Annotated in this window: 15 protein-coding genes; all 15 read right to left on the reverse strand. The window is 41.2% G+C overall.

Features of this window, described 5'->3' with window-relative positions; all coding sequences use genetic code 11:
* Nucleotides 1-61 precede the first annotated feature (61 nt).
* Nucleotides 62-421, reverse strand: coding sequence for a diacylglycerol kinase family protein (locus AC2TDL_RS01265; protein ID WP_484698218.1), 360 nt, complete (start codon nucleotides 419-421; stop codon nucleotides 62-64).
* On the reverse strand, nucleotides 421-918 hold the full coding sequence (gene ybeY / locus AC2TDL_RS01270) for an rRNA maturation RNase YbeY (protein ID WP_484698220.1): 498 nt from the start codon (nucleotides 916-918) through the stop codon (nucleotides 421-423). The genes AC2TDL_RS01265 and ybeY overlap by 1 nt, the downstream gene beginning before the upstream one ends.
* A 1-nt stretch (nucleotide 919) precedes the next feature.
* Complete coding sequence (locus AC2TDL_RS01275; protein WP_484698221.1) at nucleotides 920-3,178, reverse strand: HD family phosphohydrolase; 2,259 nt, start codon at nucleotides 3,176-3,178, stop codon at nucleotides 920-922.
* 26 nt (nucleotides 3,179-3,204) lie between these two features.
* Nucleotides 3,205-4,179, reverse strand: coding sequence for a PhoH family protein (locus AC2TDL_RS01280; RefSeq protein ID WP_484698222.1), 975 nt, complete (start codon nucleotides 4,177-4,179; stop codon nucleotides 3,205-3,207).
* Nucleotides 4,180-4,206: 27 nt separating this feature from the next.
* A complete protein-coding gene (yqfD, locus tag AC2TDL_RS01285; protein ID WP_484698223.1) occupies nucleotides 4,207-5,391 on the reverse strand; it encodes a sporulation protein YqfD in 1,185 nt (394 codons plus the stop codon).
* Nucleotides 5,392-5,450: 59 nt separating this feature from the next.
* Complete coding sequence (gene yqfC, locus AC2TDL_RS01290) at nucleotides 5,451-5,729, reverse strand: sporulation protein YqfC (RefSeq protein WP_484698224.1); 279 nt, start codon at nucleotides 5,727-5,729, stop codon at nucleotides 5,451-5,453.
* A 575-nt stretch (nucleotides 5,730-6,304) separates the two neighbouring features.
* Nucleotides 6,305-6,862, reverse strand: coding sequence for a hypothetical protein (locus AC2TDL_RS01295; protein ID WP_484698226.1), 558 nt, complete (start codon nucleotides 6,860-6,862; stop codon nucleotides 6,305-6,307).
* 40 nt (nucleotides 6,863-6,902) lie between these two features.
* Nucleotides 6,903-7,877, reverse strand: coding sequence for a flotillin-like protein FloA (floA, locus tag AC2TDL_RS01300; protein ID WP_484700976.1), 975 nt, complete (start codon nucleotides 7,875-7,877; stop codon nucleotides 6,903-6,905).
* Nucleotides 7,878-7,943: 66 nt separating this feature from the next.
* Nucleotides 7,944-9,332, reverse strand: coding sequence for an NfeD family protein (locus AC2TDL_RS01305; RefSeq protein WP_484698227.1), 1,389 nt, complete (start codon nucleotides 9,330-9,332; stop codon nucleotides 7,944-7,946).
* A gap of 115 nt (nucleotides 9,333-9,447) precedes the next feature.
* Nucleotides 9,448-9,891 carry a GatB/YqeY domain-containing protein gene (locus AC2TDL_RS01310; RefSeq protein ID WP_484698229.1) on the reverse strand — a complete coding sequence of 148 codons (444 nt, stop codon included), beginning with the start codon at nucleotides 9,889-9,891 and terminating at the stop codon, nucleotides 9,448-9,450.
* A 15-nt stretch (nucleotides 9,892-9,906) separates the two neighbouring features.
* On the reverse strand, nucleotides 9,907-10,080 hold the full coding sequence (gene rpsU, locus AC2TDL_RS01315) for a 30S ribosomal protein S21 (RefSeq protein ID WP_213513547.1): 174 nt from the start codon (nucleotides 10,078-10,080) through the stop codon (nucleotides 9,907-9,909).
* Between the two features lie 106 nt (nucleotides 10,081-10,186).
* Complete coding sequence (locus AC2TDL_RS01320; RefSeq protein ID WP_484698231.1) at nucleotides 10,187-10,531, reverse strand: histidine triad nucleotide-binding protein; 345 nt, start codon at nucleotides 10,529-10,531, stop codon at nucleotides 10,187-10,189.
* Between the two features lie 81 nt (nucleotides 10,532-10,612).
* Nucleotides 10,613-11,248 (reverse strand): hypothetical protein, encoded by a 636-nt coding sequence (locus tag AC2TDL_RS01325; protein WP_484698232.1) that lies wholly within the window; start codon nucleotides 11,246-11,248, stop codon nucleotides 10,613-10,615.
* A gap of 38 nt (nucleotides 11,249-11,286) precedes the next feature.
* On the reverse strand, nucleotides 11,287-15,105 hold the full coding sequence (addA, locus tag AC2TDL_RS01330; RefSeq protein WP_484698234.1) for a helicase-exonuclease AddAB subunit AddA: 3,819 nt from the start codon (nucleotides 15,103-15,105) through the stop codon (nucleotides 11,287-11,289).
* A gap of 4 nt (nucleotides 15,106-15,109) precedes the next feature.
* Entirely contained in the window at nucleotides 15,110-18,616 is a 3,507-nt protein-coding gene (addB, locus tag AC2TDL_RS01335) for a helicase-exonuclease AddAB subunit AddB (protein WP_484698236.1), read from the reverse strand.
* Between the last annotated feature and the right edge of the window lie 7 nt (nucleotides 18,617-18,623).

An 18,623-nucleotide genomic window follows, 5' to 3' on the forward strand; every position in this document is an offset into this window, starting at 1 on the left:
ATATTCGTTCAACTTTTCTCATATATAATGCTATATGGCTATTAAACCTATTACAATAACTTCAAAACAGTAGATTAAGTAACTTTGGCAGAAATATAATAGTCCCGATGATAACTGCTCCAATAGCCATCACAAGCACAGCTCCTGCGGCTGTATCTTTTGCAATTTTCGCTAAAGGATGATATTCAGTTCCCATCCGATCGATTGCTGCTTCAATCGCTGTATTAATTAGCTCTAAGCTAATAACAGCACAGATTACTAAACAAATAATACACCATTCTATCAGACTAAGTGAAACGATGGCACCAAGTATCGCTACTATAAGTGCCACCGTCACATGAATTTTCATATTACGCTGTGTACGTATCGCATACCAAATTCCTGAAAAAGCATAACTAAAGCTTTTTAACAGTTTAATCATTAGCGTGTTAAGCCTACTTGCTGCAAAACAGCTTCTTGCTTTGCCATCATTATTGCTTCTGACTCTTCATCTTGATGATCATAGCCTAGCAGATGCAAGAAACCATGCACGAATAAAAAGCCAATTTCTCGTTCAAGACTATGCCCATATTCGAGTCTCTGCTCATCAGCACGCTCGATTGAAATAATAATATCACCAAGCATTCCAGAAATCGGATCAAGCTCATCCTCGCTTTCTACTTCAAAAATGATGTCCAGCTCATCGACACCATCATCGTTCATCGCAAACGAAAGCACGTCGGTTGGCCGATCAATTCCGCGATACGTTTTATTTAGCTCATGAATCTCTTCATTATCTGTAAATGTCAACGTTACTTCGCCAGAAGTTAATCCTTCATTTTTCGCGGCGATCTGTAATATTTCATTAAGCATCGTAATCCACGAATCTGGAATTTCAAATTTAGTTTGATTATTGTTCCAATCTAGTACTAGACTCATGTTAAGACTCCTTTTGATTATCTTTAGCTTTACTATCCTCTGGGTATTCGATACGTGAATGGAAAATCCCCATCAGACTTTCTTTAAGTGACTGAGCGATTTTATCTAGCTCTTTCATCGTCAAATCACATTCATTATATTGATTATCATCTACACGACTTTTTATTATCTTGTGAATCATCTCTTCAACCTGCTCAACAGTTGGGTTTCGCAGGCTGCGAACTGCCGCCTCAATACAATCAGCGATGCCAACGACAGCAGCCTCCTTCGACTGAGCCTTCGGACCAGGATAACGGAAATCATCTTCTGTAAAATCAGGCTCGATCCCCGCTTCCTCCGCCTGTTTTTTCGCTTTATAGTAAAAATATTTAAGCGACGTCGTACCATGATGCTGCTCTGCAATATCCCGTATTTGCTTCGGAATTTTATATGCTTTAAGCATTTCTGCGCCATCTTTAGCATGAGCGACAATGATCGATTTACTAAGCATAGGATCAATCGTATCATGCGGATTTTCTCTATTGTTTTGATTTTCTATAAAGTAGCTTGGACGCTTCGTTTTACCAATATCATGATAAAATGCTCCTACTCGACAAAGCAAGCCGTTCGCGCCAATCGCTTCTGCCGCTGCTTCAGCTAAATTTCCAACCATAACACTATGATGATAGGTTCCTGGCGTCTCAGTCAACAACTTGCGCAGCAATGGGTGGTTCGGGCTAGACAGCTCAACCAGCTTAAGCGCTGATAAAATACCAAAAGATATTTCGAAAAACGGCATTAAGCCAATGACGAGAATCGATGTTAACAATCCTCCACCAATAGCAAAACCTAGTGAATATAGCAATGGCAGCCGCTCAAGTTGCTCTACCATCAAATTCATAGCTAGTACCGCTAAGCCACCAATCAAACTGACCATAATCCCAGCTTTCAGAATTGCCGAACGTTGACTAGCATGTTTAATTGAATATATTGCTGTTAAAGAGATGACGATAATATAAAAGCCAAAACGGAAATCAAATAATCCCGTATTAGAGCTATTTAATATAATTGCTCCCGCTACCGTAGCAATAAAAGTGAATGCCATAGCAAGCTGCTCATCAATAAGCAGCGTTATAAGCATTACTCCAAGTGAAGCTGGCACTAGATAGCCGACCGCATTGTTACTCATTTCTCCTTGAATTATAGAGAAAATTTGCATTACTGCTAAATTTAACAGTGTAATAAGAAATAACATAAATAATTGTGAATTGTTGTACTCTTTTTTGGCATGGCCACTTGAGCCTTGCGTAAGGTACACATATAAGAATGCAGTTAGCATCGCTGCGGCAATTACAATGCCTAGTTTAAGCCAATTATGCTTTTTATCCTGCAACAAATTTGCTTCAACAAGCAGCTCATAAATATCAGGTGTAATCAGATCGCCTTTTTTAACGATAATTTCATTTTCCTTATATACAACTGGCTGAGTATTTAATCTTGCTTGCTCACGTGCTTCTTCAGTAGCAGTACGATCTAAAAATTTATTAGGTGTAATCGCAAAACGAGCAATTTCAGAAACAATTTCGCGTGCAGTACGATTAGAGATCGAGCTGGAATTAACAAGCTCAGCTACTTCTGTTCGAGCAATATTAGCATCTCTGATCTGCTCATTCGTTAGCTTGCGCACAATATCTTTCGCTACGATACGCATTTCAGACAGTTCTTCTTGGGAAAGCTTTGGCAGCTTATAAAACGTTTCCTCTGGTATCGTATATTTTTGCTCAGCAGTAACCCTTTGCATCTCCTCGAGCAATTCTTCATTATACGTCTCATTTGCAAGACTTGTTTTTATAAAATTAGAAATGTAATCGTCATAGTATCGTGTAGGGATTTCGGTACGATAAATATCGATTTTGTTTTGCTGACTAACTTGATCGTCAGCATTTAAACCTTCTATCCGCAAAAAAATTGACTCAACTAGCAAATCATTACGTAATGCGACAATAGAGTAAATATCCTCGATCGCATTAGCCGCTTGCTCCTCTGCAGCTCGCGTTGCTTTTTCATCTCGAATTAATGTAGGAGCCTTAATATCCTTGTCACTTCTTGAATTTTCCGTAATATTATACGTTTCAGGTATAATATGTGGAGCTAAATTGAAGTAGAATAGGACAACGAATAACCCCATGAGTAACCATTTTACGGCGGAACTTTTTCTCCAGTCAGCTGTTAATTTATAACGTCGCTTTTTGATTGGACTAGGCTCACGTCTTGTAGTCATTCGCTCTCAATCCTTTCTTCAATATTCTAAAGATTTTTATCTCCATTTCTTTCTTCGGCATCCCGATCATAAGCCATGATAATTTTTTGTACAAGCGAATGACGAACGACATCCTGTTCAGAGAATATCATCATTCCTATTTCCTCAATGCTGCTTAAAATTCGCTTAGCTTCTATTAATCCTGAATTTTTTCCTCGCGGCAGGTCAATTTGTGTCACATCACCTGTAATTACCATTTTAGAGCCGAAGCCAAGCCTTGTTAGAAACATTTTCATTTGCTCCGGTGTTGTATTCTGCGCTTCATCCAAAATGATAAAAGCATCCTCTAGCGTACGTCCACGCATATAGGCAAGTGGTGCAATTTCAATCATGCCGCGCTCAATTGCTTTAGCGGTTTGTTCTGCTCCGAGCACATCATGCAGCGCATCATATAAAGGTCTTAAATACGGATCAACCTTTTCCTGCAAATCTCCAGGTAAGAACCCAAGATTTTCTCCAGCTTCAACCGCTGGACGAGTTAAAATAATGCGCTTTACTTTATTCTCTTTTAATGCCGTTACTGCTAGTACAACCGCTAAATACGTTTTACCAGTACCTGCGGGACCAATACCGAAGACAATATCATGCTTGTGAATTAGCTTAGCATATTGACGCTGGCCAATCGTTTTGACTAAAATTTTCTTTCCCCGATATGTAGTTGCAATCGGCTTTTTAAATAAATCAAGCAGCTCCTCTGCCTGCATTTTAAGGGCAAGATCAAGCGCATAAGTAACATCGCGCTCAGTAGGAACATATCCTTCTCGCACTAATTGCAGTAACACTTGATAAAGCTGTTCTAATGATTCAACTTGCGCTTCAGGTCCTGTCACAATAATTTCAGCGTCTCTTGATGAAATCTTTGCTTCAACACGCTCTTCAACAATACGTAAAAACTTATCCTGCGGACCAAGAACGGCTAAAGCCTCTGCCGCATTCTCTACTGGAATTCTTACTGTTTTCATTTCTTTCTGCAACAACATTCAATCTCCCTACATATGGACTATTGGTAGCTCTTTTGTAATAGACTGATTTACTTCATAAAGTACTTTCATTACCACTTTACCATTGTCTGTCGCTTCATGCAAAATAATTTCGCTAATAATTTCAGCATCTTTTCCAGCATGCGCTAAAATTCTCAATCTTGCCTGCCCTAAGCTTTCTTTTTTTGCTTCCTCTACCGTCAATTTTCTCTGCTTAAAAGCAACCTCTTGCTCCATCTCTTTCATTTTACCAATTGGCAAAGTATATTTTCCAATCGTTAACATATCTGTTGTCGTGATAACCTCAGATTTTTCATAAGGCTCTTGATTAAAGCCGCTTATTTTCAGAGCACGATTACCGAGGACGATATATGAACGTGCTTGTCTTTCACCAGTAAATACACGATATTTTTGCACTAACGGAGCTTTCACTTCATATTCGTACCAGACAAGCCCCTTCACTTCACCTTTTGCAACTACAATTTGCGAATGTGCCTCACTTCCGATAACACCAGATATTAAAATATCGCCTGCTTTTACCCTCTGATTTTTCTTAACCATCGGTTTACCCTGCTGAGCTATAATATACGTAATTACAGCATCTTTTGTTGCAACTAAATGACGCGGACTGTTTAATTCCTGCTTTTCTGGCATCGTCGCTTCAACAATCTGTATTTTTATTTTTGTACCGACCTTTTCAACACCAATCCATGTCGTACCAGGAATTGCGGCTACAAGTTTTTTTGATAATACATCTGCATCATCTAGTTTAAATGACCACTGAAAACGATACAGTCCTTCCTTTTTAGCTGCTTCCATAATTACATCAGTAGGAATTGTTTTATTCCCCTTAACTTCAATAGACCAAATCATGGAGGATAAGCAAAAAATAATCGTAAAAAACAATCCAATGCCAATCGTAAACCACATTCGTTTTCCTAGCAGCACAAGGACAAACGGAAGCCCTGATTTTTTTACTAGCTTTAATTTTCCACCAGAAGCTCGTACATATTTTCTCAATAAAAAAAAGTTGTCCACCGAAACTGTAAAATGTACTGTGTTACTGTCTCGCCAAGAAATATCGGACAATTCCAGCTTGTCTAACGTAACTTGATTTAGAAATTGAGCTACGTTGCTGCCATGTAGCTCAACCTCAACCGAACCTTTAAACCATTCAATAAATGATTGCCGCATGATTATCACTCCTTTAACATGCAAAATTGTCTATGCTATTAAAGCTGTTTTGCTTTTTATTAAGGTGATAGCTCAATGCCAGTAATAATGCCTTCTACAAACACCTCATCCGTCCAAATTGTACGAATAACTAGCTCTTTTCCTCGCACCTTAAGCTCTCCCTTACTTAAGGACAAACGCAGTTCTTCATTTGAAAAATCAATAACGCCGCGATGATTCTCAATGTATAGCTGGCGATCACCGATTAGTGTAATTCTTGGCAGCTCAAATACAACATCCTGCGGCATGTCAAGCCAAGATGCCGTCAGCTTATGCAGCTTACGCTTCATACGCCCCATTGAGTCAACTCCTCCTTCCACTGCTGTAACAACTACCCGCTACACAGTTTGGTACTCTATCAAAATATGCGGTAAGGCTGTTAAATATGAGTGCTGTAAAAGCTATTTGCTTAAATATGAAAAGAAGCTACTTGAAGAGGTAAATGAACCGATTAATACAGTGTCCGATAAGAGAAGCATCAAATTTACAACCAAAAGAGAGGCTCACATAGGAGGATATAGCTGCAGAAGAGCTGTCTAAACAGAAATTACTTAATGATAGTTTTTCTCCAAACTGTACAGTAAAGAGAATAAATCAAGCTATTTTCTCCTAAAGAAAACGGAAAGACGTTTTGGTTAATGGAAATGACATTTGCAAAAAAGGTTACAAAACCTCGAAAGGAGTCAAAATCGGGGATAAAATCGAGGAAGTAAAGACGGGCTTGTTCATGAGATTCGAATTTATTATGAACCTCCTTAATCGGAATAAGAAAAAAACATGCACCCGTAAGATGGTTTATCTCAAATCATCTTATTGGGTGCATGTTGCATTCGAAAACGGTAACTCAATTGATAATTTAGGTTCTGTTAATTGCTTATCTGCGATAATGTCGCTTCGCTCTTGGCGGACCTAATATTTCACTCCAAATTACTGCATTCTGTAAATCCGTACGCTTTACCTCTTTAGTTTTTAGAGCAGAAATAGGCTCTCTCTTCATAACGGATGATTGCTGAGCTTGTTGAGCTTTCATCAGCTCGGCAAGTGCTCGCTTCCGCTTTATTCCCTCTAAATTGGACAGCTCTGACGCTGTTCTTTGCATTCGTGCAGCTAATTCTTCTTTGCGGCGTTCAGCAGCCAGCTCCTGCTCACGCTGCCGCTTTAACTCTTCTAACTGACGCTGCCGCTCTAATTCCTGCTGCCTTCTTTGCTGCTCTTGTTCAAACTGTTTATATCCTGAACTATCCTCTTCATCATCTTCCTTATCTTGCCACTGCTGCGGCGATTGATGCGGCTCTCCACCAAAGGTAGGCATACCAGTCGGCTTTGACTTTCCAGAGGAACCTGTAAACAACTTAAACAAGAAAAATAGCACAATTGCAGCAATATAAACGTTATCGAATATCAGATCAATTATAGTGTCTATTTCACTCACCTCCGTCTTGGAATAACCAAATTAACTGTCGGCGAGTTGGTTATTTATTTTTCGGATCAGTGTCGTTTGGCTCACCAATTGATTTACGCATATTCGTATCTGCTTCAATGTTTTTCATATTTAAGTAATCCATTACACCAATTTTACCGCTACGCAACGCTTCAGCTAGCGCCAAAGGCACTTGAGATTCTGATTCTACAACGCGAGCTTCCATCTCAACAACTTTCGCCTTATTTTCTTGCTCTTTGGCAACCGCCATTGCACGACGTTCCTCGGCTTTCGCTTGCGCAATGTTTTTATCTGCTTCAGCTTGCTCCGTTTGCAATTGTGCACCGATGTTTTTACCAACATCTACGTCGGCAATATCGATTGAAAGAATTTCAAACGCTGTACCTGCATCAAGCCCTTTTTCAAGCACCGTACGAGATATTAGATCTGGGTTCTCAAGAACGTCTTTATGAGAAGCACTACTACCGACAGTGGAAACTATTCCTTCACCAATTCTGGCAATAATTGTATCTTCTCCGGCGCCCCCGACTAAACGATCAAGATTTGCACGTACTGTTACTCTGGCACGCACTTTCACTTCAATACCATCTTTCGCCACGGCGGAAACAGAGTTTGTTTCAATAACACGAGGGTTAACACTCATTTGCACAGCTTGTAATACGTCACGTCCTGCTAGATCGATTGCTGCAGCGCGCTCAAATAATAACGGAATATTTGCACGCTGAGCAGCAATAAGCGCATTAACGACACGGTCTACGTTACCGCCAGCAAGATAATGCGTTTCTAATTGGTTTATGGAAACACCTAAACCAGCTTTTGTTGCTTTAATCATCGGATTGACGATGCGACTAGGGGTTACTCGACGAAGTTTCATTGCAAACAACGTAATGATCCCGATTTTTACACCTGATGCTAATGCTGAAATCCATAGCATTACTGGGAAAAAGCTTAGCAATACAAAAAATACGATTACCGCTAAAATAACAAAAATAACCGTCACTAACATAGGGTCAAGGCCTAATAATAAATTCATTGAACTACCTCCTAAATGTGAATAGTTAAGTCATTACCGCTATTGTTCGCCATCTTTAAGCTCTCTTACGACCACCCAAGTTCCTTCTGCTTTTACCACAATGATTGGGCGATGATTTTCCACAAAGCCGCCTTCTGTCACAACATCGACTCTTTGCTCATTAATTAATGCTGCTCCAGCAGGACGAAGCGGAGTAACTGTCACTCCCTTTTGCCCTACTAAAGACTGCTTTGATTCGGCTGGAACAAAGCCTTCTTCAGTCGTTAGCTTTTCACGCAAAACAAACTTACTCCAAATAGTTCTGCCCTTTTTCGTACGAGAGAACAGTACGATAAGAACGGTTGCAACAACGACTGCAAAAATAATGGCATATACTGCGGATTTCCAATCAGGCGCTGCTAAAATAATGCCCGTAATAATAGCTCCTCCCCCCAATATACCAAGTATGCCAAATGCAGGTATAAATAATTCTAAAATGATTAACACAAAACCGAGAATAAATAACAGTGCAGTTTCCATTCCAGCAAGCCCTCCTAAATAGGAACCAAAGAAATACAGTCCCATTGCTAATACACCGATAATTCCCGGCAAACCAAAGCCCGGTACAAACAACTCAATACCAATACCAGCAAAGCCTATAATGAGGAGAATAACTGAGACAGCCGGATGCAGCAGAAAGTCAGCCAGCTTCTCAGCAAAACTCATTTCTACCTCAATAAGATCGCGCTGGCTATACCCTAGCCAATCTATAACTTCCTGTAAGTTTTTTGCTGTATATTCGGAATAACCAATGTTTTGCGCATCACTTGCAGATATGGCTAGCACATCTCCAACCGCAACAACTTTACCTAAAATATCCGTTAAATCTACCTCAATTCGAGGATCGACCATTGCGACAGCAACACGCGGATCGCGGCCGTTCAGCTTCGCCGCTTCCTTCATCTGCTCAACCCAATAACTAATAAGCTTAGGATTTTCAACTAACTTACCAGTTCCATCGACAACAGCTGCACTGCCAATAGTGCTGCCTTCTTGCATAACAATATTATCTGCATTAAGAGCAATGTACGTGCCTGCTGATACTGCTCTACCTTCAACGTAAGCTGTAATCGGAATGTCAGCTGAACGAATTAATTCACCAATTTCCGATGCAGAATCCGTTCGCCCTCCATAAGTATTTAAGGTAAGTATAATGTGTTCCGCTTTTGCTTCCTCAGCTTCCCTAATACCACGTTTTAAATATTGAGCCATTGCAGGTCCAACATCATCCTTCAACTGAATGTGGTAAATCGCAGAACCATATTCATCAACTGCACTGGTTTCAGCATATATTGAAAACGGAACAATAATCATTAGCAATACCGTTAAGCAAACTACAGCAAGGCCAAGAAAGCTTTTTCTTTGATGAGCTGAAACTTTATCGTTCATCTCATTTCCCTCCTCTCTGCTTCTGTAGTACTACTATACGTATGGAATCACAGTCTGTTTCAACAATTATAACACAAAAAAACACCCCGAAGGGTGTTTTGTGTCCGCACGTATTCTATTGCAGAAATTGCTGTACAATTTGGTTTACTAGTTTACCGTCTGCGCGACCTTTTGTCTTAGGCATAAGGGCGCCCATCACTTTCCCCATGTCGGCTTTCGAAGAAGCACCGAGTTCTTGGATGGTCTGCCTTACTATCTCTTGTATCTCTTCTTCAGTGAGCTGTTCGGGAAGGTATTTACTAATAATATCAATTTCTGCTGCAAGATTCTCAGCCAGGTCATCGCGACCCGCCTTACTAAATTCTTGGAGGGAATCTTTGCGCTGCTTGACTTCTCGACTTAATACTTGAAGGACCTCGTCCTCTGTTAAAGAACGTTTTGCCTCTATTTCAGTATTTTGAATACTTGCTCGAAGCATTCGTATTACTGAAAGTCTAACTTTATCTTTATCCTTCATTGCTTGCTTCATATCGTCGGTCAATTTATCGCTCAGGCTCATTATGGAAATATCCTCCTAAAACTTTCTCTTACGCGCAGCCTCGGACTTTTTCTTGCGCTTTACACTTGGTTTTTCGTAGTGCTTGCGTTTCTTAACCTCTGCAAGAATACCATCTTTCGCAGTGGAACGCTTAAAGCGACGAAGCGCAGCATCAATAGATTCATTTTTACGAACTTTAATTTCAGACACCAGTTTTCCCTCCCTCCGAAACAGACCGTCCAGAGTTATTACACGGTTCATCAACCTTAATTATAAGTCAACAAATAACGGTATGTCAACTTGAACAAGCCACTTTCTATTCAGCAACTAATGGACCTAATTTTTTGCCAGCTAGAAGATGGAAATGTAAGTGATAAACAACTTGTCCGCCATCGCTATTGCAGTTGTTAATTAAGCGATACCCAGCTTCTGCAAAACCTTGCTGCTTCGCGATTTCTCTTGCTGCAGCAAAAATCTCTGCCATCACTAAATCATCTTCACGCGTAACATCATTCATTGTCGCAATATGTTTTTTTGGAATAATTAAAATATGTGTCGGCGCAGCAGGAGCAATATCTAAAAACGCCACCACATGTTCATTTTCATATACTTTAGTTGATGGAATAGTACCCTCTACAATTTTACAAAACAAGCAATCCATGTTTAAATGCCTCCTAATAAAATGCTTTGCTTTACCACAACTTAACAAAGCAGTTGTTGAATAAAGCTATTGTACCGCAATTTACTTGGCTTGTTCAACAATAGTTGCTTGACTAAATTGCTCTGCGATCTCCATCCAATCAAAGCCAGAGGATAGGCGAATCATCGCATTTTTATTTCCTTCCATCTTAAAGTTAAATTGAGCCACTGTCTTGTGCAGCTGATCAATCTGATTTTGCAAAAGCTTAAGCTTTAAATAGTCCTCATTGACAAGTTCCTTATTTGCGGATAGTTTACCTATTAGTTCGTCCTTTGCTTTATGCCAAGCAGTTAATTGTTGAGCCTGCTCTGCACCAAAATAATCTTTCTTTATTTTATCCCCAAGAACATATAATTCATTAATATGATCATGAATATCTTGCAGTAAAAATTGCGAATAGCCACTGGTTAGGCTTGCTGCTTCATCCCAGCTCTCAGCTTTCTCAATCAACAAGGTAAGATTGCTTTGCAAAACAGTTAACTTACGGTCAAGCTGTTTAAAATGCTCTACAATGTTATTGCCAGTTGCAACTTGTATTTCTTGCTTGTATGCGATATTTTTCGCAGAAAACAAAATAACGAATAATAAGCTAATCGTTAACAAAAGAAGTGTTACAGCAAGAGCAATCGGTTTTTTCTTTGGCTCTTGCTCCGTTAGTTTATTACGTTGCTCCGACACATTATCCCCCCATCTGACAATTTCTTATTCATGCTTAATTATAAGCGAACAGAAACGCCGCCATCAAAGAAAAATACGAAAATTTCATCAACTTTTCGTTTTAATATTAGCTCTAAGCCTTTCGCATACATTTCAAGCTGGAAACGATGCTGTTCCGCTTTTTCCTTCCAATTTCCTTGATAAATTCGATCTGTCTTATAATCGACTAGCACCAAGCCTTGCGAATCCTCAAACAAGCAGTCGATTACCCCTTGTATAAAGATCGGCTCCTCCGCAGCATAACTGCTCACTTCTTGGTAAACTTCACTTGCAGGCAGCATAAACGAAAACGGCAGCTCACGTTTGACCCATGCCGCAGCTCTCATTCGCTCACCAAGCGGAGATTCAAATAGTCCAAGAATGCCTTTTACATTAATTGCAGCAGCCTGAGCAGCCGTAATTAATTGAATAGCAACCATATGTTCAATTGTTGACAGTATTACTTCATGATCGATAGTTATATCAAGAGGCAAATGCTGCATTACAAGGTGATTAATTGAGCCTCGTTCAGTAGGAGTAATTCCTTTCTGTTCCATGAAGGCAGGACGCTCTAAATGTAAGGTATGTTTATCGAACTGAGAATCGGCAGTCTGTTTTTCAGAAAACTTCGTTTCGGAAGAGTTCGCTCCAGCAAACATAAAGCTATCTTCCTCTTCCTCAAATCCAGCTCGGATACGCTTCATCTCCGTAATTGAAGCCTTTGCGCCAAGTGACACTGCCTCTTGATAGGGATACACGTATTCCAGTTGCTCACGGAGCAATGAATCTTCTTCAATATGTTCTAGCTGAGCTAATGCATCAACAGCCATTAAAATGCTTTTCCGCTCCTGCTGCTCCGCTTCAGAAACATTCTTCTCTTGATCTGTCAAAGACAGCTCTTGAGCTGGCACCGTCTCAACAATCCAGTCAAATGGACTATAACAAATTCGCTCCTCTGCATTTCGCGCTTGCAACGATTGCTCTAAGCTTTTACATACTAAAGGACCGATCCAATCTAAATAATTACTTGCCTCGGCAATACCGGATAAAGTTACTGTCCCATCGGCTTCTAAAGCCGAATTCCAGCGCATTAGCTTATTGCTAAGCTTATCAACAGTTCCAAGTAAATACAGCTTCTCCTTAGGTCTTGTTAGAGCGACATATAAAATTCGCATTTCTTCAGCAAGCATCTCCATTTTGATAGCACGCCGTATCGCGATATATGGCAATGAAGGATAGCTTGTTCTTAGCTGAAGATCAATAACTTTCGGACCAAAGCCAAGCTCTTTATGGTATAAAAAGCTTGCTCTCATATCTTGTTCATTAAAGTTTTTACCTAGACTTGCAACAAAGACGATAGGAAACTCCAAACCTTTGCTGGCATGAATCGTCATAATCCGTACGACATCCTCACCTTCGCCAATCGCCAGCGCTGTACCAAGGTCTTTGCCATTATCACGCATCCGTTCAATAAATTTTAGGAAGCGGAATAAGCCGCGAAATGAAGTTGCCTCGTATTGTCGTGCACGGTCATGCAAGGCACGTAAGTTCGCCTGACGCTGCATGCCTGCAGGCAAGCCGCCTACAAAGTCATAATAACCTGTCTGTTCATAAATAAGCCAAAGTAAATCAGCTAGCGCTCCTTCTCGCGCATAGTCACGCCATTCATCAAGCTTTTGGAGAAAATAAGCAAGCTTTGTTCTGCCCTCAAATGAAAACTCCTCATTACCGGCAGCATGCACCACCGCATCATAAAAACTGCTCTCCATAGATAAAATACGAATATGCGAAAGCTCCTCGGCCGTTAGCTTAAACAGAGGAGAACGAAGCACTGCGGCAAGCGGAATATCCTGATACGGATTATCTATAACTTGCAGCATGCTTAGCATAGTCTGTACTTCAATCGCATCAAAATAACCTGTGCCAATGCTCGCATAAGCTGGGATGCCTGCTTGCTGTAACTCCTCTAAAAATACCGGAGCCCATACGGAAGTTGATCGAAGCAAGATGACACAATCACGCCATTGCATCGGACGATAGCGTTCAAGCTTTGCATCATAAACTAATGCCCCAGACTCTTGCAATTGCAACAATTGCTGAGCGATATATCGCGCTTCAAGCTGTGATGCTTTTTCGTCTTGCTTACGTATCGCTTCCTGTTTAATTGATTCATCTACAGCCTGCTCCTCGTCCCCATCCTCATAAGCTTGATCTAGCTCAGGCTCCTCTTTATTAATGACTACACATTGTACACGACAGCCTTCAAGCGACTCTGGAGATGGAAAATATGTTGCTCCGTGGACAAGCTCTGCAGCTTGATCATAATCCAGCTCTGCAACTTTTTCCTTCATAATCGCCTGAAACACAAGGTTTACAGCATCAACAACTTGCTTGCGGCTTCGGAAGTTTCTTGCCAAATCAATTCGTTTCCCATCATTCGCCTGCTCGCCTTTACCATAGGTTTTATATTTTTGCAGAAACAGGCCTGGGTCGGCAAGACGGAAGCGATAAATACTTTGCTTAACGTCCCCTACCATAAAACGATTGCCTTGCTCCTTATTACTGATTAAGGCAACGATTGTTTCTTGTACTAAATTCGTATCCTGATACTCATCTAGTAAAATCTCGTCAAATTGACGCTGATAGCTCCTTGCTGCATCAGATGGAATTGGCTGCTCTGGCGTAGAGCTTGGATCAAGTAAAATCGCTAAGCAATAATGCTCCAAATCACCAAAATCCAGCAACCCTTTTGCTTTTTTATGCTCTTGAAATCTAGCGGAAAATTCATTAATTAAAGAAACTAGTTCTTTCATTAACGGGGCAAGTGAACGCAGCTCAATGACATATTGCTCTGCACTTCTGCCAAAGTATTCTCCGATAATTTTCGTAATCGTTTTTTTACCTTTCTCACGATAGCCTTTAGCAAGCTCTTGCAGCTCCTTATCATGTTCCTTGCCACGCAATGTTGCTAGCCTTGGAAATGAGACAGCAGCAAATCGTTCAGCCCATTGACGCCACGGCAATTGCTTTATATCACGGGACAAGCTGCTAACGATTTCAATATCTTGTTCAAATGTAGAGGCATAAGCATACGGTCCAGCAGGAAGTCTTGTAAGCTCAAGCCCTTGTTGAAAACTAGCAATCGCACTTTCTAGCTTAAGCTCAACGTCTGCCATTAATTGTTTAACCCAAGAGGATTGCTCCAGCTCGTCTACATCAGCTATCTCAAATGCAGCAGCCATTTGTTCAAGCCATAGCTCTGGCCATGGATGTGAACGAGAAAATAAATATAAGCGCTCAACAAGCTTAATTAATGGCTCATCTCCCTGTTGACCGCCAAATGCATCCACTAATGCAACAAAATGCTTACGTTGCTCAGCTTCGGCATAACGATTTTCAAACAACTCCAATAGTACATCGTTGCGAATTAACTCGATTTCTGTTTCATTGCCGATACGAAAACCAGGGTCTAAACCGATCGTCGAATAATATTTGCGTACAACCTCTGTACAAAATGAGTGCAAGGTTGTAATAGATGCCTTGCCCATTAATGCCAATTGCTTACGCAAATGCTCTGAATCAGGTTCTTCCTCAAGCTTGCGCTCTAGTGCTATTTTAATCCGATCCTTCATCTCTGCTGCAGCAGCTTTTGTAAAGGTCGCCACAAGTAAACGATCGACGTCAGTATGAGTAGAAATTTTACGGATGATTCGCTCAACGAGTACAGCTGTTTTTCCTGATCCCGCTGCAGCGGCTACAAGAATATTGGAGCCAGATGATTGTATTGCATCTAACTGCTCTGCACTCCACTTAGGTGCTCCATTAGACTGTCCACTCATCCCTTCACTCTCCTAATCGTTTCCATATCTTGTCATCATCTGTTTTCGTTAGCTTGCGGTATTGATTGCCTCCTAATGTTGGGTCAAATTGGCATACCGCCTTATAATCGCAATATTGGCAAGGTGTTCGATCTCCTTGTTGATACGGCTCGATAGAAACGACACCTTGTCCGATTTGTTCCCCAATTTGCTTTATTTTAGCGCGCACAAAGCGTCTTAATTGCTCCCACTGTTCATGACTTACTACCGATGACTGAGAGTAAAAGCTTTCATCTGTTTTTATACCAGCAGGTACAATGTTGGAGCGTCCACTTTCTAGTTCAGTATCCATCATTCGTACAACAGTTGTACTAGCAGTTAATAGACCCTTCATTTTATATTTTTTTAAGAGTTGCTCCTTCGCTGCGTCAGGTCCAATTCCATTACTAACTTGTAATAATGGGTTATGCACATGGAAATAGAGCACACCTGCAGGCAAAACTTTCTTGCCAAGCCATGACTCACCATGAGTAAGCAACACATCTAAGTAAGTGAGCATTTGCAGCGATAAACCTTCTATCACTTCTTCTAGCTTCAAATCTTTACTGCTAGATTTATAGTCTAGTACACGCAACAGCAGTCCATCCTCTGTGGTTGCTCCATCTACACGGTCGATACGTCCAACAATTTCGATCATATTGCCATTATCCAGTGTAAGCATTAATCCTGGAATTTTACCCTTCGGTCCAAAATCCACTTCTGTAGCGATAGGTGTAAAATGCGCCCGCGCTGCATGCTCGCTAAGCATGGTTGCAGCCTGCATAACAATTTCTTTTAGCTTACGAGCGATGAATTTAAAACGATCACTGCTTAACAATATTTCCGATTGCAGGCGTGGAATAAGCTCATCAACAATTTCATTTGCATGACGTTGCACTTTATCTGGCGACAGTCTCCCCCAGCTTTCACCGAGCTGATTTGCCAGCTTGCCAAGTGCAGCATGAAAAAGTTGCCCCATATCCGGTGCAGCAAGCTTATATTGCTTACGCTCCTTAAGGCGCAGTCCATAAATAGAGAAATGCTGAAAAGGGCATGATACGAAACGCTCAACACGTGATACGCTCATGCGCAAATTATTACCGTAAAGTCCTTCGGCTGTTGCTAATTTCAAAGGTCCTTCTATATTGTCATAATTTAACGAGGCTAATAATGCCTTAAGCTTAGGATGATACTGCGGTCGTAAAGCATACCAATTGTATAAATCCCACCATAACGAAGGAAGCTGTTCGCCTGACTGCCATTTTCGCAAATTAGCAATTAAATAAGTCATTGCAGTATTGGGATGAACAAGGAAGCTGCGCTGCTCGGCAATTTCCATGCTTGGCTTTGGCTCTATACCAGTTGTTTGCAGCTTAAGCAAAGGAAACTGATAGCGCAATTGCCGAATAATTTCTGATGGGAGCAGCCCTTTTCCTTCTTCATCTGCCAGCGGATAACTAAGCCATAGCCGCTCAGAAGCCCTTGTCAGCACATTATAGATAATAAAGCGTTCATCAAGCAGTTTACGTCTTGCGCTTGGTGCCATGCTTATTCCGTTTGCCTGCAGCAGCTCACGCTCATCTTCGGTCAATATCCCGTCCTCGCCTAATACCATCGGCAGCACACCGTCGGATACTCCTAATACAAATAATGCTTTCACATTTGCTAGACGTGAACGCTCCATTGTGGCAACAACAATTCCATCTAGACTTGGCGGAATATTTGCTAGCTGCAACGCACTAAGTCCAGACTCTACCATACCCATAAACAGCTCAGGCGTTACGGATTCTTCACCAGCTAGCTCCACAAGCTCATCCAAGAGCTTCAACACATTGCTCCAGAGCTGGCGATGAGTGCGTGCCATTAGCAAATTGCCGCGTTCCTGCTCCCTTATGCTCCATTGTTCCAAACGGAACGCAGCCCCCGTTTCTTCAAGCAACTCATATAAAGCAATACACATCATTTTAATATTGCGAGCTTTATTAAGCTTCTCTTCAAATCTGCTAATCGGCGGTACAATAACCCCTCGCGCAGCTAATGCAATCGCCAGCTGCTCTTTAGCTGCATCTGAAATATAATAAGCTGTATCTTCTTCTTCATCCAGCGAAACCGTTGCGAGCGGCCGCCATTGGCGATCATCCTTCCATTTCCATCCGTTAATTCCTGACGCCAGCACATAGTTTTCCAAAAGATCAAACCATTCACGCGGCATCGAGCCATCGCAAGGAAATAAAAGCTCTGTTTTCACTAAACGAAAAACAGCATCGTATTGCCAGCCATGCACTGTTGTCTCCAATGCAGCACGAATAAATTCTACAAAAGGGTGATATAACGTTTTTTGCTTTTGATCCATAAACACAGGAATATCATATTGCTTAAAAATAAGTTCAAGATAATCGCTGTAGCTTTCAAGATTTCGCACCATAATTGCCATATCCCGCCAGCGATAGCCGTACTCACGCACATGGCGCAACAATTCTCTTGCCAATGCCTCAACCTCAGTACGGCGATTAGCAGCAGCGTGTATTTGTAAGCCATACTGCTCGCTGCTTTCTGCAGGAATAACATACTGCTTTCGCTTTCCATAATTTTGCTCAATAAAAGCAAGCTGAGGAGACGCTGCAAAACGAACTGGCGGACGATCGAGTATAAGCGGAGACTTCACCTCAATCCCGAGCTGCTGAGCTAAACTTATAATATTTTGATAGGTCTCTGCGGTTTGATAGAACAAATTCAGCTCATCAAGCCCCTCATCTGGCTCATAATGGCGATCTAGCGTTAGAGCAACCGTTATTTCATCGCAAACAGTCATTAAAGCAGCAAGCGCTTCATACTCCGTTGGAGTCATCCCATGGAAACCGTCTACCCATATTTTGCTGCCGCGTAAAAATGGTGAATCTTTAGCGCTTTGAATTAACAGTGATAAATAATCTTCTGCATCCACATATTTATTGCTTAACTCCTGCTCCATCATCTGATATAACAAGCTAAGATCATAAATTTTTTTATAAAGCAGTTGTGCGCTGCCATCATTGCTGTTGCTTTTTGCAAGCTGACCAGCTAAATCGGATAGTTGGGAAGCTGATACTCCATATCGCTTCCATTCTGTAAGCATGCTATTAACCCGTTCGATAAAGCCTGCTTGCAGTTCTCCCCCACGAAATAGTTGAAGCTCTTCGCTCAGCCGATGTACAAGCTTATATAACAACATTTGCTTTCCGGTGTCGGTAATCGGTATACGTGCAATACCGCCGCATTCCTGCATAACGCGAAATGCTAGCCTTCTAAAGCTAAGCGCTTGGGCACGCAGCGTACCTTTAAGTTCACTTTGCTTTAACAGCTCATACTCCATTTGAAAGGATGCCTGCTCAGGAGTTAATAAAATGAGCGGACTTCCAATTGGCTGCTGACGTAGCTCAGTTCTTACCTGCTCCAGACAAGTTGTTGTCTTACCTGTACCTGCAACACCAAGAATGAATTTGACCGCCATCATCGTTCCT

It is taken from the genome of Paenibacillus sp. plas6, from assembly GCF_057221655.1.